This is a genomic window from Paraburkholderia sp. PGU19, from assembly GCF_013426915.1.
In the GTDB taxonomy this organism is placed as follows: Bacteria; Pseudomonadota; Gammaproteobacteria; order Burkholderiales; family Burkholderiaceae; genus Paraburkholderia.
On the sequence record NZ_AP023182.1, the window covers coordinates 909,475 to 930,504 of the forward strand.

A 21,030-nucleotide genomic window follows, 5' to 3' on the forward strand; every position below is an offset into this window, starting at 1 on the left:
CATAGGTGAATACCCTGGCGCGATCGGTCGAACTCTTTTTCTATGCCCGCGAAAGACCGAAGACATGCATTTCCTCCCATCGGCCCGACGCATTCCCGAGCAGGGTCACCGTGTCGCACGCTGACTGGATCAGTGGCGATGTGCGAAGCCGTTGCTTCAATTCGACTGCGACAGCATGTACGTCCGACGCATCGCCGTGCGCTACGGTGAGGTGTGGAACAACGTCGTCGTGTGCACCCTTGTATGGGCGAAGCATCGGGAAGCTCCTGACCAGCGCCGTTGTCAACGCAACGAATGGTTCTGGAGGATCCGGTGAGAGAAAGAGGGTCGACGGAAATTGGAGCTGCCCCATGAACCGTCCGATAGCCCCTAACGAAAAGCTGAACGACGGCACCTTGCCTAGCGCGACTTGCGCTTGATCGATGACTGCGGGTGTAATGTCAGCGGCCGACATGAAGGGGAACAACACCGTGATATGCGCGGGGGCGCCCAGCTTGCAGCTGGCATCAAAGCGCATGCGCAGCTCACCTACTAATCGTTCGGCTGCGGGCACCTTGACGACAAACGCCGATATGGACATATGGGAACCCTCGCAACTGGCGAATCGGTATCGCCATCCCGCCGCCATTGAACTGACACCGCGCCTCGGTGCCGTATGGACAGAACTGAAACGCTTCCGCTCCCGCGTATTGCACAAACCCGGCCCGGAACGCACAGAAGTTTTTCCGACGCGGCCGTGCAGTTATCGATGTCTGTGCCTGATTTCGCGTCCGGCATAAACAGCCAGAAAAGCGCCGATGAGCATTGCGGCCATCGCAAGCGATTCATCAAGGCGACTACCGGGTTGCGATGACTTCGCATAGATCCAGGAGGCGATCCCGGCCAATATAAGGAACAGGCCCAGAATCAGCCCCCAAACCGGCCCTGCCGAATGGGACCGCGATCTGTGAGACATTTTCATTGCCGTACCCCGTGACACAGTGGTTGCTCGCTGCCTGCGCTTCATGAAGGCCCACGACCAGGCAATCCTCTTTCAGGGTAGGCGGCGTCAGTTCTTGCCTCAAGTGGCCATGGATTCGCGGATACAAGAATGATTCGAATCCGCAGCAGAGAAATCTATGCCGTCTCACGACCGACTGGTCGTTGTCCGGATTCAGGATAGCTGCTGCGACTGTAGCGCCCGGTGGTCGCAGCCGTTCAATGCCTGGCGAATGCAACAACGATAAGCAGCACGACGACGAGTGCGGCCAGCCATTTCACCAGAATGACCAGCCTTCCCACTTTCTCATCAAGCGCGCCAACCGCACCGGCTTCCTGAATGCCACCGCGCCCAAGCGGTGCATCATCGTCACATGAACGCACTGCCTCAGGAGCGCAAAGCCTCATTCCGGCCAGCTCAAATGCCATGTGGGTCACATAGCCTGTCGCGACTTCGGGCAAACCGGTTGCGTTGACACTGTCTGGCCTTAGAAACACGCACGCGTCACCATGCACATCTGCGGCTTCCGGCGTGAGCGAATAAAGATTCTTCAGGGACAGCGCAAGTTTGACGTCCGTGAGCCGCGCAGCGTCAATGCCCTCGATGAGACCCTGCATGCTGCCTGCCGGTACGTGGAACGACGCCCACCACTGGCCGGGCTCCTGCATCTCATGATCAGCAGCGTTGTAGCCAAGTCTGGCCGTACCGAGCGGGATGTCAGAAAACGTGATGCCCAATGCATCCTGCCATTCGCGAAGGCCACGATGATCGCCGTCATTGAGTTCCCGCGCCGCAAACGTGACGCTGACGGCGTGCTTCCTGGTCCAGGGTTCTCCAATCACGCACAGATATCCGTCGTCCAGATGCGCGGTTCCCTGTATGTAGGTCGTCAGGACCGATTGCCTCTGTTCTCCTGTGGGTTCCACCCGTCGCACGATCCGAAGGTCCTGCAGTGTCAGCCAGATCGATCGGGTTGCCTCGTACCGCAGGAGCACACCGTCGTCCGTTGTGCTTTCAAGCAGATGCTGTCCGCATGCGCGAATATAGACCCGGTTACCCGGGGTATCCCCGTCACGAATTGAAGGTCCCGGTTGAGCATCGGCTCGCCGTTCATCCTCTTCATGCCGGATTGCGTCGCGCGACGGCAGCAGGTCCCTTCCGTTAGAGTCGCCCCGATCCGGAATGTCGTCGCGCCGATGGGCGACTCTGCCGGGAACAGGGGCGCGTCCCCGCAGACGCTGACGGCCCGCGATCAACAGTTCGCCTGGATCGGCCTTGAGGCGCAATGCCAAACGCATGGCCCGATCGTGTGCCTTCTGCGGAACTGGCATAGCCGCCTGATCGTCATGAAACGATTCTGACGGGTCAGCGACCTTGATGAGCGCCGGCATCAACTGACCAAGCAGGTTCCCGTACGGAGTGAGCAGTGGCAGGAACAGCCCGGCCAGGATCATATTGAACAGTGTGTGGAAGTCCGCTACCACACGCCCGTTGTCGGGCTCCATGGTGACCATGAACTGTCCGATCGGTCCGAGTGCAGCAAGCACGAGGGTGACGCCGGTCGCCAGGATGAGAAGGTTGCCCACTGGAAGTCGCCTCGATGCCGGATCGTCGGGAATGGTCCATTCGAGCACCGGTTTGATCGCGGTGCCCAGATTCGCACCCAGCACCAGAGCGAATGCGGTATCAGGCGGCACGACGTTCTTTGCGCAGAGAGAGGCGACCAGCAACACCGCAGCCACGTTTGAATCCGCAGCCCAGCTGAGGCTCGCAGCAAGCAGCACATCCACCAGCGGTATGGTCGATGCGGCACCCAGCAGCATGCGCAGGCTGGGCGCGTCTTCGTAGTCGGTCATCAGATCGAGCAGTTCATGCATCGCGAGCAGCATCAGGCCAAGACCGATGAAGGCGCGCCCCAGATCATGAGCCCGCGTGTTCGATGTCCTGCGAAACATCAGCACGCCGACGAGTATCAGCGCCGGCGAGACCGCCGCAACATCGAACGACAGCACCTGCACAATCAGTGTCGCGCCGACGTTCGCGCCGAGCATGACGGCGAGCGCCGGAACAAGCTCAACGTGCCCCGCTGCAGCAAGACCGGCTGTCATCGAGCCGGTTGCCGTACCGCTTTGCGATAGGGCCGTCGCGCCCATACCAGCAACGAAGGCGTGCCCCCGATCGCGCAGCGAACGCGTGAGAAGCGACTGAAGCCCCGCGCCGAATGCCCGCTGCATGCCCGTCTGGACCATCTGCGTGCCCAGCAGCAGAAGCGCGATGGAACCCGCCAGATCGATCAGCGTGAATGTCGTCGGCATGCCCGCGCTCCTGTTGTGCCGTCTTATTGCCGGGTCCTGACACGCTCCGGCCTGTCGCCGCTCTCCATGTTCATGAGTGCCGCAGGCACCCGGGATGAACACACGCCATTGTCGGGAAAAATTTCAGGGGCATTGGTGCGCAAACGCACAGCCAGTCTGTCAGCATATCGGAAGTGCGAATCACTCACGCGAAGCAGATCGGTGACGTGGAGGCGCAATGCTAGCTGCGGTCGGGGTTTCCCAGATCGTCGATCAGGCAACGTCCAGCCGAAAAGCCGCCCATCAGGGCGTCTGGCTTGTTCCGGAACGGGCGGCCATCCGCTTCTCCAAGCCGCAACGGCGCGAAACATGAAACGGGCTGGCCCGCCTTTGTGATCGTTACGATGGCCACGTACCCATGTCCGCAATGTAATTGACCGGTATCGGCCGGACCGGGATGCGCCTCGACGCTGACCTCAACTTCGAACCCGAGGTAATCGTAGATGCGCTTCATATGACACCTCCGGAGATCGTCGGCTCCTGGCGCGATTTGCCGAAGGCATTTTCGCGCGGCGAATCGACACTCCCGACGCGACATGGGGAACTGCAGGCAAACAGCCTGTCTCCCAACTGCAGCATACGCCTGCGCAGATCGTTCTTCTCAACGTCTCTTTTTCTCAACGTCTCTGTCAGTGCCAGTCCGATGCTGCGCGTGGCAACCTTCATCAACCATCACACCGGTTCGACGTTGCCAATCGCCCGTTGCACGCCAGGGACGGAGGGCGTTGCGGACATGTGAAGCTTAAGACATGACCCGGCGAAGGCGCGGTGTCGCCTGGACGCACGCCGGATTTTTATTTCGCCGCCATGGTCATGCCTTCGCCGGCTGGCGTCGCTGTCTGGTCAGATGGCGCAGCCATCTGAAGCCGTCCATGCGGAACCAGCAGTTCGACGATGCCGCGGGTGGGAACGCTCGCCGAAAGTGTGGCGATCTTCGACGGCACAAACCACCGGCATCGCGCAATCTCGTTGCCCGGCTGTGCGACCGCGTCGGCCGGCACGCCAGCCAGAAAGACATGGTGCAGCGTGCCCAGACCACCAAACTGGACGAGGTGGGTCAGCTCCGTGGCAACAAGTCCCGTCTCTTCTTCAAGCTCGCGCCGGGCGGCATCAACAGGCGCCTCGTCGCGCCTGATCCTGCCACCGGGTAGCGCCCACCGTGAGCGCGCCCTCGCGACCAGCAGGATCCGCCCATCACGGATACACAGCACCGTTGCCCTGTCTTTCATGCGCAGTCTGACCTGTTAGCGAGGCGCCGATTTTATGACGACTCGGGCGAGGAAGCTGCCTGATCAAAAATTCAAAGCTTATGAAGACATTCGCAGCAGGCGTCGATCCGCCAGGCGTGACTTGCAACCGAGTTTCGATGAGCAATTCGCGCACCCTGTCGTCACAAAAATGTCACAATTATCTGTTTTTGGGCCCCAGACAGCATGACTATCGGAATTTTGATTGCAATAGGTATGCGCTCTCACGCATGACTGCAAGCGGATTTCACGAGGTCTACACGCGGCCGAAAGCCATGTCAGGCATGCGAGCCTGCAAGCAGTGCAAGTAAATGGAGCACGCCATGACACGGACGTACGAATACAACGGGTTCACGCTGCAGGTCGCAGTCGAATCGGGTTTCTGCAGCGGCCCGACAAAACGCGTATCGGCGCATCCGGGCTATGTCGCGGTCGTCCGGATTTGCGAGGCAGGTAGCGCGGTGCCCCGATTGTCGCCTCTCAGGCTGGGTGAAGCAGGCGGCCACCCGTTCGATAGCGAGGCCGACGCCCTGAATGGCGGGTACAACGCAGCGCGTACGATCGTGGACGACCTTTTCGGTCAGGACCTTGCAGAACGCTCAGTGACGCCCGTGAGGCAGTCACCGGGCGAACTACCTATATCCGCGGTATTGCTGTCCTTCCGCGAACGCGCGCAAGGAGCCGCAAAAGAGCGCACCTGTCGAATGTAACGCTGGCGTGCCTGATTCCGGACGAGACACGTTCCAAGTCCAGACAGTTGGCACCCTGCGAGTGTGCGAGGCCCGACCCGATCCAGCTCAACCGGTTGTCCCATATCACGCCGGCGATCGTTGAGTCTTCGTGCCCCTGCCGGTGCTGTGCGGTTCTCAATCATCCAGGGCTTCGCGCTCAAGTTGCCCACGGCCGCGCCGGAACCTCCATTGAACGCCGCACCCGCAGCCGCGCCGAGTCCCGTTCCAATGGCGGCGCTAGCAACCGCGCTCGCGGTTGCCGCCTGGTTCGCCGATACTCCGCCCACCTGGTTGAGCGCAAATTGCCGGCACGACGCGTCGTCTGCACGGAACTGGTCAAACGTCTTTCCGCTGCCGGGCAACGCCATCACGCTAGGCGCGGTCGGCAGAAGGGAGCATGTGCTGGCAGAAGCCAGCGAGGCAAGCAGGGCAAGTCTTGAGTACTTCATGGCGGGTTGAACAGCTAGTTGATCGTCAACGGGAAGATGCGGGCTGCGGAGCCACCTCACGCCACCCGTCGGGGCACTGCCTCACGTAGGGGTAATAGGCCCTGGACGCATCGCAGTAGTACCCCAGGCACCGCTGTACTGGCCCGGGCCGGCCGACGGCTGCCCTTGTTCGACGTAGTTCACCGGATAGGCCGGCACGGCGACGATGGGTGGGTAGTCGTACGGGAGCGGAGCGACCGGATAGAAGAAAGGGCGCCCACGCCGACAAAGACCCGGACGCGCCCGGCGTCTGCCGACCCGGATGCGCAGGCGGCGGTCAGCACCGCCAGCGTGACGAAACTCTCCAGGCTTTTCACGACAAACTCCTCAATGGATGTGTTTGCCGACAGCGTCAAGCAGACGTCCTTGCCGGCTAACGGCGACCGGCTGCCCTACTGCCGCGGAACGGCTTGCGTAACGCGTTCCTGAGCGGTCACGTTGGACGAACACATGTGAGCATTGCGAGAGGCGCGCAAAGGAAAAGCTGGGCTAGTGCCGATGCATTCCGCCGGACCCGTTCATGCCACCGAATCCATGCATTCCGCCGGACCCATGCATGCCGCCGAATCCCCTCATACCACCGAAGCCACGCATACCGCCGCCGGGGAACGGGCCGCGGTGAAAGCCCGCTCCGATCGGGGCACCAAAATGGCCACGATCCATCTGATGGAAATGACCGAAGTGGTGAAAGTGATGAAAACGATCGACAAAGATCAAGCTCACGCCGGCGCCGATGAAAAGCGGCGGGCCCCACCACCACAGGTCGGGATATGGATAGGCCGCAGGCGGGTACCACAGCACGCTACCATCCGGGCTTTGCACGATCTGCCAGGTCCCGTCACTTTGCAGGCACGAACGTCCGACGATCTGCTGCATCGTGCCGTCGATTTCTGCCTGTTCGACAACTGCGCGGCAATTCGTGCTGTCGGCTGGCACCGGTTGCTCGTCATAGGTTTGCGCGAGTGCAGGCGCAGCGAAGCCGAGACAGACGATCAGTGTCCCGAAACGAAGCAGCTTGTCCATGATGTATGGCCACATGAGGCCCCGACGTTTTCGACGTCGTGTGACCGGCGTCACCCAGCACATCGGTGTGCTCGCGCAAATTCACGCCGCGGGTCTGACAGCCGTGGAGGCTTGCCGCCCGGGACGTGGTTGCCCGCTGAGTAAACGATGGAGCACGCCGGCTTATTCCAGCGCCGGACTTATGACGTGGGCCGTGTCAAGGGGGGCGTGATCGGGCCATCGCGTTTCCGTGCGCGCCGATCAATTTGTGCGACCGAACCTATCGATTGCGGCCGCATTTTCGGTCGGATGCCTTCAGCATTGCACGTTCACAAAAACGTGCAGGGAAGCCGGATCGTAGTGAGTGTTGCCGACCTCGCCGCTGCGCGGCATAGTTCAGACCGCTTATATTCGCGAAGGTTAAACGCTGTCGCTGTCGCACTATCTTCAGAACACTGGAATAACCCGGGTGGGCTGAACGTTTTACTACCGTAGTAAGCAGGTCACCTGAACGATCCGCGCTCGAAACGATCCGCGCCTGAAATTCACCGCGCCGCGCGACGACTACAACCTGGACCGCGGTCTGAGCAGCGCCTGTTGATGACGATCGGCAGTACGGTCGCGTCATGGCGCTTCGTCCGGACCTTGGCACTGCTACGCCCCGCCCTGACATCATACGTAGCGCGGTCAGCCACACGCACGATGCTCGCGGCGATTTCTAGAGGAAAACATCATGATCCCCAGTCCACGCGCCGCGATCTTTCTTGGTGTGACCGCACTCGGCCTCGTTTGCAGCCCTGGTTACGCAGGGGAGACGATAAAAGCCACGCTGCTCAAAACCAACACGATCCAGCTTGATACGAGTCAGGTGAAGGCCGGGTCAGTCACGTTTGAGGTCAGCAACGCACCCGACACTGGTATGACACACGAATTCGTGGTCCTCAAAACGGACCTGGCCGCCGACAAGTTGCCAGTTAAAAACGGACAGGTGCCAGAGAGCCAGTTCAAGAAAATGGGAGAGGTCGAGGACATGGCCCCCGGCAAGGGCAAGCACATGACGCTCAAGTTGGCCCCGGCCGCTACGTAGTGATCTGCAACCGACCCGGCCATTATTCGATGGGCTTGCATGCTTCGTTGGTCGTCACGCCCTGACCGGCTTGCGTCACGGGGCCTTGATACACCACGATTCACCGTTCCCCGATGGCGTGAGGTCGTTCGGGGATGGTGGACGCGAACGGGTTAGGCAGCGGTCGATCCAAATGGAAGCGCTCTGGATAATCGGTGGAAGGCCGGTAGGCCAAGCCAGCCTGTTTCGGGATCCTTGACTACGGACGCATGCACATGAAAATGTAGCGAGCGTCGCGCACGTTCGTTGCAAGCTGAAAGACCTGCACTGGGACGTGCGAGTGCATCCCAGTGCGTTTCGAAGATCTCAGTCCCAGGCAGCTGCAGATCGCGCTCGGGCAGGGGTATTCGTTTAGAAAGAAGGACTTTCCCGATCTCGTGGCATAGCGATATGCCAGGATGGCTGGTCCTCGGCAAACCATCTGAGAAGGGAATGAAATGAACGCGTCCCACCCCGCGACCGAGTAGGAGGAAAGGCCAGGCAGTGGATCCTCGCGGGCCAACGGCATCGATGTGCCCACGTGGAAAATACGAAATTTTCCAAGGCAACCGGAGGATCCAGTGATGAATTGTACGGCAGTGGGTGTGGATATCGCCAAACATGTGTTCCAGGTGCATTACGTCGATCAGGAACCCGGCGAGATTGTGAACAAGCCGATCAGGCGAGCGAAGTTCCTTGAGCACTTCGCAAACCACGCGCGGTTCCTGATCGGGATGGAAGGGCTGTGGTGCAGATAAAAGGTAGAGAGGAATTGCGGCTCGTTGAGGGGTTGCATCAAGATGCAGAAAGAACGGCATTCCAGACAACGGGCGCAGCGGTATCTCTGAGAGGCAGTTTGGTGAGGTCGAACTGACCTTTGCGAATGCGATGCATCAGTTCGATGCCGGAAATCGTAACTGCGTCGCTCCTGAAACATTTGAGGCCCAGCATCGCGTTGATCCTGGACTTGATGTTGCGATGATCCTGCTCGATCAAGTTGTTTGAGTACTTCGAGGATCGGACCTTCGTGTCCTCGGGCGGCAAGCCGCTGGCCTTCATCATCCAGCGTAATCGTCTTCGGGGCGAGCCTCTGGCTCTTGATCGCTTTCGCGAAGAAGGCCTTGGCAGCAGCCACATCGCGCCTGGCGCTGAGCCGGAAATCGACCGTCTTGCCAGCCCGGTCAACAGCACGGTAAAGATAGACCCAATTGCCTCGGATCTTCACGTACGTTTCGTCGACTCGCCACGACTGACCAGCTGCGGTGGCAAAGCGGTTCCAGCGTTTGACGAACTCCGGCGTGAGGCGCTTCACCCAGCGCATGATCGCCGTATGCGCCAGCGACAGCCCGCGCTCGGACATCATCTCGACCAGGTCGCGGAAGCTGAGCTTGTAGCGAAGGTACCAGCGCACGCACAAGACGATGACCTCGCGATCGAAATGCAGACCGTCGAACGTCGATGCTTTGCTACTTGCCCATGCCTCGCCGTCCACTCGTTAAACCGCGAGGTTAAACTGTCCGCACTCTCATTTGCATCAAGAACCACATAAAGTACGCTGGTGTGCGGGACAACAGACGCCGTGTCCCGAGGCGGTAGAGGCAACCGAGCTGGGGCGCCGCGCACCCGGCCTGCGGCTGGCTCAGGATCCTTTCCAGGCGACAGCGGGCGAAAGCCGGGGGCTGCGTTGGCATCCATGCAGGCTTCAATGTCCGCTGATCAAATTGAATTATTTGCTATGCTAAGTGTCCGACGAATAGCAGAACGCGCGCGCGTCGTAGCCTGCGACGACCTTTGCAATGACAAAGCTGGCGGCAGAGGAAAGTGTTGTCTTAACCGATAACGAAAAAAGGCGAGTCCTCGACTCGCCTTGTACGGCATTCCGATACCATCGAGCCGCTGTGCGTCCGATGGTCCTTATTGCGTTTTCACGGTTGCGTCGGTCTTCGCGGCACCGGCGTTTGCTTCGTTGCCAGCGTCAGTCTTTGACTTTTCGGCGCCTGCCTTGACAGCGTGAGTCTTCTTGCTCACCTTGTGCGCCTTGGCCTTTGCGTGCGCGGCCGGAATCTTCTTGACACCACCTTCAGCCGACGCCTTGTCGGCTGTCGTCTTTGTTGCGCCGCTGGCCTTCAGGTCAGTCTTGCCAGACTGAGCCGCGGTCGGCGCAGCGGTCGAGGGTGCCGGTGCTGCAGTTTGTGCGAAAGCCGTCGAAACGAGCAAAGCGGAAGCCAGAGCAGCGAACATCGTCTTCATGCGATTCTCCATTTTTGTCGTGGCTGAAAAAGTTCAGCGCTGCTCCTATAACGCGAGCTTAACCACATGGGTTGACGCTGCAATGAGAAAAAACGTGGCGTGTAACGGTGTGAGGATGTCCTTCACGTCGCAGGCCTCGCGGACGCCGGCGGGCGGAAATCCGCCTGCTTCGGCAGTCGCGGGTGTCGCTTGCTCGCTTGACACGGAGCCCGCTAATGGGTGTCTAAATTGCAAGGAAAGTTGTTCCTAGTCCGCGACTTGCCATCGCGTGCCCGATTTCTCTGCCTCGGCGGCCGAACGGGCGTCGAGTTTGCTCCCCATGATTGATACGAGCCCCTCAACTGTTCATTGCGTTACAACCTTCGTTGAAATCGTACGGCGTGGTACAACTTTCCTTAACGAGCCACCCGACGATAGCAAGTTTCCTTAAAATCAAAACCATCGCTTTAGCCTTGCCAAGCGGGCCTGAGCGCGAAACTGCGTGTCGCGCAACGATAGACCCACCTTTGCTTGTGTGAGCGCGGATCCGTTCGGATTCTGGTTTTCGTAGAATGCGCACGCGTAGCGCTACGCAATCGAGGTCGGAGCACGTCAGCCGATCAAGACGCGGGACTTATTTGGAGAGCCCTTTTGAGATATCGAAGGTCGCAATCATCTTGCAAAATTCGCTGGGGCCCGACGCCCCACCGTCGCCGGGAATTCAGGAAAAAATCGCGATCGTGCACGTGCTTGTGATGCTGTGTGCCGACGAGGGCAGGCTCGGTCAGTTGCAGTCATTGGCGCGTCTGCATACGGGGTGTTTGCAAACGCGTCGCTCAGTTACGCCGGGCTTGGCCTCACGGACGATGAATTCACGCCTGTCAGCGCTTCCCGCATCCAGTCCAGGCTGGAGGCCGCATTGTCGCAATAGGAGTTCGTAGTGATTTACGGTCTCGTGTTCGACGATGGGGGACCCGATGGAAAGGGCATTCACGGAACGCACTTCGATCACACGCATGAAAATGCGGATGGTGCAGTCGTCGTCTACAACATCGATTCGAATGGCAATCCGTCTCGCATGTGGTTCTTCTTCAAGTTCGCAGGAGATCAAATCAGCACGGAACAGTACCGAGCCCTAACCCAGTATCAGATGCGTATTGTTCATTTGTTCGCGCCGATCCGACCTGTGTCGTGAAGATGTTGCGAGGATACGTCTGCATGCAAGCGGAGGCGTGCGGCATAGCGCTGAGCGGTGGAGACGCCACTGCAACGGCAAAGGATGCACGTACGCGCAAACGGTCGGAGCGAATATCACGAATCGCGAATACCCGGTGGCGTTCGACTGTGTGACGACAGATACAAAAAGTACAAAGGACATGAAACCGGCGATTCCGATTCCTGACTCCGAACGAGCGTGAGGGGGCGACCCGCCGCCTCCGACGTCGCCCGAGAAAGGCGTCTTACTTGCCGGTGTTGCAACCGGCGGCGCCGGGAAGAACGCGGCGGCACCAACTGACGTCAATTTATCCACGCTCGGCTTTTTTGCGGTGGCTGAAGTCTAAGCCTGCTCCGCCAGCGGATTCTGACTTTCGAGACTTTCCCCATTGATCCGGTACTTCCGATACAAAAAAAGTCGTTATAAATCAATGATGTGAGACCTAATTTTCATCTGACTATAATTGGCGCGAACTTTGCTTAAATGTGTGTATAAGGCGTTTCGCGCCATCAAAGCGTCCGTTCAGGAATGCATTTACGGAGACGAGACTCATGATTCGATTTATCCCTCCCCGCGCAAACGCGCGACGCTAGCAAACCGCTACTCGACTTTACAGCCAGCCCGATCACTGACCGCCTCGCGTGTCCGGCGGGACAAACACGTCCGTCAATTGATTAATCGCAGCACGCGTCGTTCCCCGACGACGCCACCAGTGGTCCATTCAGTAAGCAACCCCCAAGGAGACGAAATGCAAGTCACCGGTATGTTGTATGGCTCAAAGCTGCTGCAGTTCGGCGGCTTTCCAACGGCCGAAGTGCTCGGTCCTGACGCGAGCGAAGAGCAGATCAAGGCGCTGATCGATCGCCATGGTTCAGTGTTCGTGAAGCCGATGTTCAAGGGCGGCATAGGCAAGAAGGGGAGGGCGGGACTCGTCGGGCGCGCGAGCGATCTGAAAACCGCGTTGAAGGAGAAAGAGCGCCTGTACTTCGCCGAACACCAGTACGGCAATCAGACCGCCAAGGCCAACGGCGTGAACTTCGAGGGGGCGGTGCCGGTCCAGCACGAAGTGTATTTCTCGATCACCGACTCGACGCGCTTCAGAGCGCCCACGATGACGCTCACGCATCACGGCGGCGTCGACATCGAGGAACTCGACCCGAGCATGATCGTGCATGTGCCGCGCGCAGCAAGGCGGCCGTGCTGTATTCGGAGCCGGGCGGATATTACGAACTGGAAGCGGATTTCAGCAAGCCGGTGGTGGCCTGCGTGGTCGGCCGCTGGAAGCAGAAGCTGACTCGAGCGGTCGGCCACGAGGGCGCATTGGCCGGCGGCAATGACGACGCCGCGTCGAAGGAGAGCTGGTTCATGCAGAAGTTCGACGTCGACCGGCCGTTCACGCCGGACGATCCGGTGTGCAGCGCAAAGGGCGCGCTCGTGACGACGGGTTGGGCTCGTCATCACGGTTCACCTGCCCGCGTGCAGGAATGAGGAAAGAGAATGAAGCTGCTGCTCGTCGAAGACAATATCGAACTCTCGCATTGGATTGTTAACTTGCTGCGCGCGGAGAATTTCGCCGTCGATTGCGTGCCTGACGGCGAATCCGCAGACTCCGTGTTGACTACCCAGTGCTACGACGTGGTGCTGCTCGACATGCGTCTGCCGCGCATGAGCGGCAAGGACGTGCTCGCGCGCCTGCGCCGCCGGCGCGACAACGTGCCAGTGCTGATGCTGACCGCGCATGGCTCTATCGATGACAAGGTCGACTGCTTCAGCGCCGGCGCGGACGACTACGTTGTGAAACCCTTCCATGGCCGTGAGCTGGTGGCGCGCATCAAGGCGTTGATCCGCCGGCAGTTGAGCGACAAATCGGGCTGGCTCATGTGCGGCGACCTGCAGTACATCTCCGACACGCGAGAGTTCCGCCACGGCGACGCGCCGCTGAACCTGCGGCGTCGCGAGCACACGATCCTGGAAACGCTGATGCTGCGGCAGGGCAAGATGGTTTCGAAGACCAAGCTGATGGACAGCGTGTACGGCCTCGACGACGAGCCGAGCGCGGACGCCATCGACATCTACATCCACCGCCTGCGCAAGCACCTCGCGAGTTCGAGCGCGCAAATCATGACGCTGCGCGGTCTCGGTTACATCCTGCGGACCAAAGATGCGTCGTGAGTGGATACAGGATTTAGTTTCCTGTATCGGTAATAGCACTAAGTTGTACGAAGCAGGCGCGAAAGGAGCGTGAAGGATTGAGGTAACGGTTGTGGTGCAATTCCGATGCGTCGGTCTGTTACCCTTGGGCTTTTGACGACCACGAGCCAACGAGCAAGCTGAAAGATCTCGAATGGTTGTTCAGTGGGCGTCGTTTCGACCGCGAAGTCATCGTCCTTTGTGTCCGTTGGTATCTGCGCTACAAGCTCAGTCTGCGCGATCTCGCCGAGATGATGGCTGAACGCGGCCTGTCCCTCGCCCACACTACGATCCTGCGTTGGGTGAAACGCTACACACCGGAGTTCGTCAAACGCTGGAACCGGCTCGCAGCGATTCTCAGATTCAAGCTGTCCGCGCTCGAGGTGGGTGTCGCATCGCGCTCCGACCCGACTACATGGCGAGACTGCCACGCCGTACTGACGGCGCTCATTCCGTCTTCGCTCGCGTGAGTCCGGGGTCGTCCCGTCCGCATTATGTAAAGGCCATCTGAATGACCACTTTCGCCTCTGGAGATATCTCAACCGTCTGGGTCGACGGACGTATCGCCATTGCACTAACGGAATGCCCGGGTCGAACCGTTGCCTGCTATGAAGCCGTTTCACGGATTGTCGGGCGGTCCCCGTCCCTGGTCCTGTCGCTCGTCGAAGAGCACGAGATTGAAGGTGTACAAATGATCTGAAAAGAATTTTGCGATCAAATGGGATTGGATGGTCACATTTCCCGATACGGAATTTCAGCGTCCCGCGACCGGAGATGCGTGGACAAGCCTGAGCCGCGGCCTGCATTCGACCATTCAAAATGGTCTGCTTCTCGTCCACTGCTGGGGCGGCCTTGGACGATCTGGCATGATTGCCGCCCGGCTTTTGGTCGAGCGAGGCATGGAAGCCCAGTCCGCGATTGCAATTGTGAGGGCTGCGCGGCCAGATGCCATTGAAATGGAAGCCCAGGAAAAATGGGTGGCCGGGCCAAGCGGACCTCACGTGCGTGGGCAGGCACAATAAAGACCGGTGGCGTTGACCGCCCTGTGGTCGGGCGAGACACCATAACTTTGTGCCCGACGACCGTCCTGAGCGTGCGTATGGGGCGTATGCTTGCTGCCGACGAAGCCCAACGGACTAACGTGCATGGCGGCATCATCCTTCATAAACGATAAGTAGTCCGGAACGGATGGTGCCACCCTGTATCTCGTTGCGGCGACGTGTCTACCGGTCTGCTTTTGCAGATCGCTATCGCCAGTTCGCAGTAGGCCCCGGAACTCCGCGAGGCAATGAATATCCCCGGCGAAGCCGATGCCCTTGCACGCGAAGGCCCGACGCCCCTGTCTGGCTGAGATCTCAGCCTCCGGCTCCCCGTAAATTCTGAGATCCCGGAACGCCGGCGCAATTCCGCTTTGCTCTCGCAGAAAAAGCGTCACGAAATCAGCGGTCCCGGTTTTCGGCTTGCGGGCTCGATGCTGGCATGGTTCTCGCTCGACATTGCCAACCGGCCGCGCAACAGGCCGCATCGACGGAGACTCATCTGAACCCCTCACAGATCCTGCTTCCAATACCGTAGCTGGACTTTCGTGTCGCGCGCCCCCTCGCCGGTGCTCAGGTGCGTGTTGTCCACATGGCCTGCTGCGCGGAGGAGAACCGCGATTTACCTTTCGCAACCCGACCTGTCACGACATGAAATTCCGGTGTTCCGCCGTTTAGGGCTCCATCTGCCGATGGTTGCCCGTCGCCCGAAGTTCACGCACCGCACGAGCAGGCAATAGCGGCATGGATGCGCACGCGACGCGACCGGCATCCAGGAAGTCGTCGGTTTCATCACCGAAGAGGTTGTTCTTTTACCGCGGCGTCGGCCTTTTCACCCGAACGCCGCTCCGCATCTAACTCGCCAGTGTCAGCGACGCGCATTGACCGTATGCGGCGCCGACATTCCAGAATAGGAGGCATGCCTTGTTGACCAGTTCGCACACCCCCGACCGTCCACAACCGTTACCCGCGCAGCAACCCGCCACCAAAACACGCTTCTGGCCGGAAGGCTGGTGGAAGCTGATGGAATACCGGATCGGCATCATCCCGCTGCCCGTCTACTTCATCCTGCTTGCGCTGATCACGAGCTTCGCCGTAACCGGCAAGGTGCCCGGCGAAATTTCGATGGCGATCGCCGTACTCGCCTTCTTCGGCTTCACCTGTGCCGAACTGGGCAAGCGTCTGCCCATCCTGCGCAACATCGGCGCGGCCGCGATCTGCGCGACCTTCGTGCCGTCGGCGCTCACGTACTACCATCTGCTGCCGAAACCCGTCCTCAACCTGACGACGGAGTTCACCAAGCAGACGAACTTCCTGTACCTGTTCATCGCGTCGATCATCGTCGGCAGCATTTTGAGCATGGACCGGCGCGTGCTGATTCAGGGCTTCATCAAGATCTTCGTGCCGCTGGCGATCGGTTCGATCGCGGCGGCCATCGTCGGCACGGCCGTCGGCGCGATGTTCGGACTCGGCGTGCGCCATACGCTGCTGTATATCGTCGTGCCCATCATGGCGGGCGGCGTCGGCGAGGGTGCGATTCCGCTGTCCATCGGCTATTCGGAAATCATGCATCTGCCGCAGGGCGAACTGTTCGCCCAGGTGCTGCCGCCCGTGATGCTCGGCAGCCTGACGGCGATCGTGCTGGCCGGCGCACTCGACATGCTCGGCAAGCGTCTTCCGCATCTGACGGGCAACGGGCGTCTGCAGGTCGGCGAGAAGGACGAAATGGACCCGGTGAAGGAAGAAATCAGCGGCCATATCGACGTCACGCATATCGCGGCGGCCGGCATCACCGCGATCACGCTCTACCTGCTCGGCCTGATGTGCCGCAATCTGTTCGGTCTGCCCGCGCCCGTCGCGATGCTGTTCCTCGCGGTGCTGGTGAAGCTCGCGCGCGCGGTGTCGCCGCAGTTGCAGGAAGGCGCGTTCGTCGTCTACAAATTCTTCTCGACGGCCGTCACGTATCCGCTGCTGTTCGCAATTGGTGTGGCGATGACGCCGTGGGACAAGCTGATCGCCGCGTTCACGTTCGCCAATATCGTGACCATCGTCGTGACGGTGGCGACGCTGATGGGCACGGGCTTTGTGGTTGGGCGCTTCCTGAAGATGTACCCTATCGACACCGCGATCGTGAACGCCTGCCACAGCGGCCAGGGCGGCACGGGCGACGTCGCGATCCTGACGGCGGCGAACCGCATGACGCTGATGCCATTCGCGCAGATCGCCACGCGCATCGGTGGCGCGATCGTGGTCACAGTGACCCTGGCCATATTGGCACATTCCGGGTGACTTCTGGCGAACCTGACGCGAAGTCGATGGCCGTCGACGATGCTGGACCTGGCACTGACAGGTCACTCCGACGCCCGACCGACGGCCGTCCCCTGGCTTTTCCCACGCCCGCTAAAGCATCGGTTATAGGCGGTGCCTGTGGAAGTAGCGCGCGCATGCGTTACCTGTTGCACATCACGGCATACCCAACGCTTTCGGAACTCACGGCAACGCCAACCCTGCGACGAAAACAGCCGCCGGTGAAACGTACTATCTGACAAGAGACACGACAATGGATCGAACCAGTCTGACACCACGCGGTTTTACGCAGGGCATGCTAATCAGGGGCATCACGCATCGTCAGAGGGAGTTCCGGCCGGGAGACTGGGCGGAACGTCTGACCGGGGTGGTTACGCTGTTCGTCGGCGAGCGGCGGCCGGGCATGCACGTTCCCGCGACGCGACTGGCCATGCCCGTCATTGACGGCGGACTCAAGAGTCTCTTCGTCGCGGACGAGCTGCGATCCGTCTGCCCCGGTGCCTTCGAGTTCGTAATGCGATTTGCAGAGGACAACGATTTGTCCATCACCGTGCACGCAGCGCCTGTATTTTCCGTACCGTAACACCCCCGAAAACCATCCGTCGCCTTTGCCGAAACCCGACGGTCGGACACCCGCGGCAATTGTTCACAGTTTTTACGCATGACAGGCCGAGCCCGCCGTACCGCACGCGTCGGGACGCCTCGACAGTCTGGACACGAAGTCACGTGTGCTTGCGGCACGCCAGTGGGATTGCCATTCCAGTATGAACGCCCCTCGCTGCCCAGGCGGTCAGCGGCAGGACCGCGCCGTTTCAACCGGGGGCCTGACGCGCCCTTTCGAGCGTCGCTGCGCCCAAGTGGCCGGCGCGCAGCAGTGCGGCTACCTCGTCCGGCCCGACCGGCCTGCTGCAATAGAAGCCCTGGTATTCGTCGCAACCCATCGCGTCAATCTGCCCGAGCTGCTCCGGCGTCTCGACACCCTCGGAAGTCACCTGCAGGTGAAGGACTCGCTGGCTACCCGGTCTGACCCCATGTTTTGCGCCGCTCGGAAATCGACGCTGCGCATCAGGCTCGGTCAGGCGAAGAACACGAACGGCAATGTCAGCATCAGGTAAATCGCGAGTCCGGTGGCTGGCAGGCCGGTGGCGATCGCGACTGCCGCGACCGCGCCTCCGATTAGCGCGAGCGCAACCAGCCAGCGTCGGGTAGCTTGCTGAGCGCTGACGTCTGCGCGGGGGCTTGTATCGACGCGATGTTCTTTGTGCCGTGCCACGCATTTTCGGATGTGCAGGTCAAGCATGGCTATTTCCCTCAAGATATGTTCGTTGCCCCCACGGACGCGAGTCCGGTCGTGGCGTCGTACTGGAACGTCAAGAGCGTCTGCTGATGCAATACGTGTCGCTGCTCTCATAATAGCCTTCGGCGCACTCGAGAGTAGAAGGGCACGAACTTGGCGATCTGTAGTCAGCTAATGCAAGGCCTGTGGAGAAGCAAAGCGGGTTGGCGCTCGGTCGGCCCGCCCAGGCGACTCCACGCTGTGTCAGTTGCTGGGTCGCAACAAGACGGAACCCGCGCTTGTCCTGCATTTGGTGTCTGTTTGGATTAACCCAAGATTCTTCAGCATGAGCGTTTCATCGGCCGATACAGGGCGCCGCCGGAATTGGTCCGCGCGAGAAGTCCACGCGAAACCGCCCGCTACTTTGTTTTGCCATTCCGGGGCCGAAGAAGGCGAAAGGCTTGCCGCGGTTCTGTTGAAAAAGTTGTTGGCCAACCTTGGGATCATTTGTTCTGGGTGATTGTCGGCACGTGCAGCGCGGCTTGCCTCCGTCGCGTGCCCTGAATTCGATCAGATCGGGCTGGGCCGTATCGCCTTATAATATTTATTGAGTGGTCTGGGCGCATGAATATTCCGGGGTATGGCTATGATCAATGCAGATCTTGGGCAACCGCTTGAGGCCTACGTCGCAAAGTTGGTCGAGTCGGGTCGCTATGGCTCGGAAAGCGAGGTTCTGCGGGAAGGCATGAAGCTCATTCAGGATCGCGAAATGCAGCTCGTCGCGCTGGATGCGGTCATTGAGCGCGGCATCGGCGATTCGGAGGCGGGACGGGGGAACCTCGCCGAGGACGTGTTTGACCGGCTTGAAGCAAAATATCATGCAATGGCGGGCACCAAGCGATGATTGTCCAGATCCTTCCTGATGCCGAGGCCGATCTTGAGGCGATCGGCGATTACATGGCCCGCGACAACCCCCGTCGCGCGCTGAGTTTCGTGCGCGAGCTGCGCGAGAAGTGCACTCGCCTTGCCGACATGTACGTCGCATTCCCAATCGTGCCGCGTTACGAAGACCGTGGCGTGCGTCACCGGGTACACGGTGGCCACCAGATTTTCTATCGTGTTGTTGGCGAGCCGCCCGAGCGCGTCGACGTCATTCACATCCTGCATAGCGCGCACAACTACGCCGCGGTCCTTTTTCCCTGAATTCGCGCGAGCTGCCCGACGGCGATCCGTTTGTTTCTGCAGGACTGTCTTGTGTTTGAGCGGGAGTGCAGGCGCCTGCCGGACAAGTCCGTACATTGCGCGAGGTTATCTGATTGATCGACGGGCTCTAATGGAGGCGAGCCGGGCTCTTCACATCCGGGCGGCGAGGTGCTGCACAAAGGTGACTTCGCCGATTGGCAATACTTCACTGTCCATCGGGAGCCCGAATTCCGATGTCCGTATGAGTGAAAATGCGCCTCACTTCGCCGCTTCCACCGGTGCCCACACCGACGGGTTTCCGGATGCCAATGAATTGGCTGTGCAAGCGGGCTATGCCGGGTTGCACCAGGCCCGGAGATTGAACGCCGATACAAAAGACCTGGACCGATTTAGATCTTACGAATTTTCGCGCGCACGCATTGATGGGTGCGACGGGCTACTGCGTCTATCGCGACAAGAGGACTTTTATACCTGATGGGTTTCCTATTGACGGGTGGGGCGGTGCTGTTCGAACGTCGTCTGGCATGAAACGCAGCGGGCCGTGTAGGGTGCGGCGACAAGGCGCTCATAACCGATCGGGTCGCCGCAATCGACGCATGCCCCGTAGCGGCCAGCGGCGATGCGTGCCAGCGCCGCGTCGATCTGCTGCAGTTCGTCGAAATCGTGCCGCGCGAGCGCAGTGCGCAACTGATCGCTCGCTTTGCGCGATGCGGTCTCGTCGGGATGCGACTCGGGGCCCAGCTCTTCGGGCGGCCGTGCTCCAGCGAGATCACCGTATTCGCCGTGCAGCGTCGCCAGCAGCTCACGACGGCGCTCGCAGAGCCTTTGTTGTAACAGCCTGAGTTCGGAACCGGTTAGGGTGATCATGGACAAGGCTCGATGTGTTCTGTAACGCCACGCCAACGGGTGACATCGCGAAGGCGTTCCGTCATGTGAGTACTACCCACAGGCCAAACCAAGCATGCACCCGCCGAGCGGTTAGCACAATGCGACAGTAACGATCCGCTCTGACGATCCTGAGTCTCGTCGCTAAAGCCCTACCAATGAAGCCCTGACGCTGGGTGGTGAAATGAGCGGCACCCATACGATCAAATGTTTAACTCACGCGAGATTTGAGGCAGAAGCAACGCTGAACGAAAAGGGCTGCTATGCGGGCAAGACCTATGTTGATGGTAGTCCGGGTTCAATACCTGTGAAGGTCGTGCCGGACCAGCCGCTAGTCATCTCCTACGAGGAGAATGTTTGCATGATGCCAGCGACGTTCACGCCACAAAAGGACGGACGCTATCGGCTAATAGCAACCGAGGGTCACAAACCGTCTGACCCGGATGTCCCTTTCTTGCAATCGATGATGCACATACACGACCGGCAATGTCTCGCCAGTGTGGCGGAAGTCGACGCCGATGGCGAGCTAGTCAAACCCATAAAGGTCAAGCGCTTCGACCCAGACAGACCGCCTTCACATGCATCAAATTTCGGTAACGTCGGTGACTCTTCCAGAGTATGCGGTGACATTACGAAACGGCTATGGCGCGGCACGAGATTGGCCTCAAAGATTTCTCGCGGGGACGTCATGCTCGTGGATCTCAGGGCGACTCGGGGCCCAGCTCTTCGGGCGGTCGTGCTCCAGCGAGATCACCGTATTCGCCGTGCAGCGTCGCCAGCA

Annotated in this window: 17 protein-coding genes and 7 pseudogenes; 13 read left to right on the top strand and 11 right to left on the bottom strand. The window is 60.0% G+C overall.

Annotated features, from left to right (window positions below; translation table 11 throughout):
• Positions 1 to 40: 40 nt before the first annotated feature.
• From H1204_RS44550 to H1204_RS44565, 4 genes are all read right to left on the bottom strand, one after another.
• Positions 41 to 580: a 2'-5' RNA ligase family protein gene (locus tag H1204_RS44550; RefSeq protein ID WP_180735357.1), complete on the bottom strand. Its 540-nt coding sequence runs from the start codon at positions 578 to 580 to the stop codon at positions 41 to 43.
• Positions 581 to 1,197: 617 nt separating this feature from the next.
• Positions 1,198 to 3,294 (bottom strand): Na/Pi symporter, encoded by a 2,097-nt coding sequence (locus H1204_RS44555; RefSeq protein WP_180735358.1) that lies wholly within the window; start codon positions 3,292 to 3,294, stop codon positions 1,198 to 1,200.
• 220 nt (positions 3,295 to 3,514) lie between these two features.
• A complete protein-coding gene (locus tag H1204_RS44560) occupies positions 3,515 to 3,787 on the bottom strand; it encodes a hypothetical protein (protein WP_180735359.1) in 273 nt (90 codons plus the stop codon).
• A gap of 340 nt (positions 3,788 to 4,127) precedes the next feature.
• Complete coding sequence (locus H1204_RS44565) at positions 4,128 to 4,562, bottom strand: NUDIX hydrolase (protein ID WP_180735360.1); 435 nt, start codon at positions 4,560 to 4,562, stop codon at positions 4,128 to 4,130.
• 329 nt (positions 4,563 to 4,891) lie between these two features.
• Between H1204_RS44565 and H1204_RS44570 the strand changes: the two genes are divergently transcribed.
• The gene (locus H1204_RS44570; RefSeq protein ID WP_180735361.1) at positions 4,892 to 5,290 is read left to right on the top strand and encodes a hypothetical protein; all 399 of its coding nucleotides are present in this window, start codon (positions 4,892 to 4,894) and stop codon (positions 5,288 to 5,290) included.
• Positions 5,291 to 5,475: 185 nt separating this feature from the next.
• Here the strand turns inward: H1204_RS44570 and H1204_RS52165 are convergent.
• Positions 5,476 to 5,760: pseudogene (locus H1204_RS52165) on the bottom strand (hypothetical protein); the annotation flags it as partial.
• A gap of 528 nt (positions 5,761 to 6,288) precedes the next feature.
• On the bottom strand, positions 6,289 to 6,822 hold the full coding sequence (locus H1204_RS44580) for a hypothetical protein (RefSeq protein ID WP_180736324.1): 534 nt from the start codon (positions 6,820 to 6,822) through the stop codon (positions 6,289 to 6,291).
• 712 nt (positions 6,823 to 7,534) lie between these two features.
• Here H1204_RS44580 and H1204_RS44585 point away from each other — a divergent pair.
• Together H1204_RS44585 and H1204_RS44590 are read left to right on the top strand one after the other, a co-directional pair.
• Positions 7,535 to 7,953 (top strand): annotated as a pseudogene (locus H1204_RS44585) (hypothetical protein).
• 537 nt (positions 7,954 to 8,490) lie between these two features.
• Positions 8,491 to 8,646, top strand: a pseudogene (locus tag H1204_RS44590) (IS110 family transposase); the annotation flags it as partial.
• A gap of 55 nt (positions 8,647 to 8,701) precedes the next feature.
• Here H1204_RS44590 and H1204_RS44595 read toward each other — a convergent pair.
• Positions 8,702 to 9,350 (bottom strand): annotated as a pseudogene (locus tag H1204_RS44595) (IS6 family transposase).
• A 470-nt stretch (positions 9,351 to 9,820) separates the two neighbouring features.
• Complete coding sequence (locus H1204_RS44600) at positions 9,821 to 10,156, bottom strand: hypothetical protein (protein WP_180735363.1); 336 nt, start codon at positions 10,154 to 10,156, stop codon at positions 9,821 to 9,823.
• Positions 10,157 to 11,075: 919 nt separating this feature from the next.
• Here H1204_RS44600 and H1204_RS44605 point away from each other — a divergent pair.
• From H1204_RS44605 to H1204_RS44640, 8 genes and pseudogenes are all read left to right on the top strand, one after another.
• Positions 11,076 to 11,330: a hypothetical protein gene (locus H1204_RS44605; RefSeq protein ID WP_180735364.1), complete on the top strand. Its 255-nt coding sequence runs from the start codon at positions 11,076 to 11,078 to the stop codon at positions 11,328 to 11,330.
• A 769-nt stretch (positions 11,331 to 12,099) separates the two neighbouring features.
• Positions 12,100 to 12,510 (top strand): annotated as a pseudogene (locus H1204_RS44610) (carboxylate--amine ligase); the annotation flags it as partial.
• Between the two features lie 20 nt (positions 12,511 to 12,530).
• A pseudogene (locus H1204_RS44615) lies at positions 12,531 to 12,788 on the top strand (hypothetical protein); the annotation flags it as partial.
• 60 nt (positions 12,789 to 12,848) lie between these two features.
• Positions 12,849 to 13,523 carry a response regulator gene (locus H1204_RS44620; protein ID WP_180735365.1) on the top strand — a complete coding sequence of 225 codons (675 nt, stop codon included), beginning with the start codon at positions 12,849 to 12,851 and terminating at the stop codon, positions 13,521 to 13,523.
• Positions 13,524 to 13,699: 176 nt separating this feature from the next.
• A pseudogene (locus tag H1204_RS44625) lies at positions 13,700 to 13,876 on the top strand (IS6 family transposase); the annotation flags it as partial.
• A gap of 393 nt (positions 13,877 to 14,269) precedes the next feature.
• The gene (locus tag H1204_RS44630; protein WP_180735366.1) at positions 14,270 to 14,563 is read left to right on the top strand and encodes a dual specificity protein phosphatase family protein; all 294 of its coding nucleotides are present in this window, start codon (positions 14,270 to 14,272) and stop codon (positions 14,561 to 14,563) included.
• Between the two features lie 939 nt (positions 14,564 to 15,502).
• A complete protein-coding gene (locus H1204_RS44635; RefSeq protein ID WP_180735367.1) occupies positions 15,503 to 16,867 on the top strand; it encodes a 2-hydroxycarboxylate transporter family protein in 1,365 nt (454 codons plus the stop codon).
• Positions 16,868 to 17,138: 271 nt separating this feature from the next.
• Positions 17,139 to 17,468 (top strand): DUF3579 domain-containing protein, encoded by a 330-nt coding sequence (locus H1204_RS44640; RefSeq protein WP_180735368.1) that lies wholly within the window; start codon positions 17,139 to 17,141, stop codon positions 17,466 to 17,468.
• Between the two features lie 229 nt (positions 17,469 to 17,697).
• Here H1204_RS44640 and H1204_RS44645 read toward each other — a convergent pair whose 3' ends face one another.
• Together H1204_RS44645 and H1204_RS44650 are read right to left on the bottom strand one after the other, a co-directional pair.
• On the bottom strand, positions 17,698 to 17,877 hold the full coding sequence (locus H1204_RS44645; protein ID WP_180735211.1) for an EAL domain-containing protein: 180 nt from the start codon (positions 17,875 to 17,877) through the stop codon (positions 17,698 to 17,700).
• 83 nt (positions 17,878 to 17,960) lie between these two features.
• Positions 17,961 to 18,185: a hypothetical protein gene (locus H1204_RS44650; RefSeq protein WP_180735369.1), complete on the bottom strand. Its 225-nt coding sequence runs from the start codon at positions 18,183 to 18,185 to the stop codon at positions 17,961 to 17,963.
• Positions 18,186 to 18,807: 622 nt separating this feature from the next.
• On the opposite strand from H1204_RS44650, the gene H1204_RS44655 reads away from it, so the two are divergent.
• Complete coding sequence (locus H1204_RS44655; protein WP_180735370.1) at positions 18,808 to 19,065, top strand: type II toxin-antitoxin system ParD family antitoxin; 258 nt, start codon at positions 18,808 to 18,810, stop codon at positions 19,063 to 19,065.
• Positions 19,062 to 19,364, top strand: a complete 303-nt coding sequence (locus H1204_RS44660; RefSeq protein ID WP_180735371.1) for a type II toxin-antitoxin system RelE/ParE family toxin — start codon at positions 19,062 to 19,064, stop codon at positions 19,362 to 19,364. Before H1204_RS44655 ends, H1204_RS44660 begins: the two co-directional genes overlap by 4 nt.
• Positions 19,365 to 19,847: 483 nt before the next feature.
• On the opposite strand, the gene H1204_RS44665 is transcribed toward H1204_RS44660, so the two are convergent.
• Positions 19,848 to 20,231 (bottom strand): TraR/DksA family transcriptional regulator, encoded by a 384-nt coding sequence (locus H1204_RS44665; RefSeq protein WP_180736325.1) that lies wholly within the window; start codon positions 20,229 to 20,231, stop codon positions 19,848 to 19,850.
• Positions 20,232 to 21,030 lie beyond the last annotated feature (799 nt).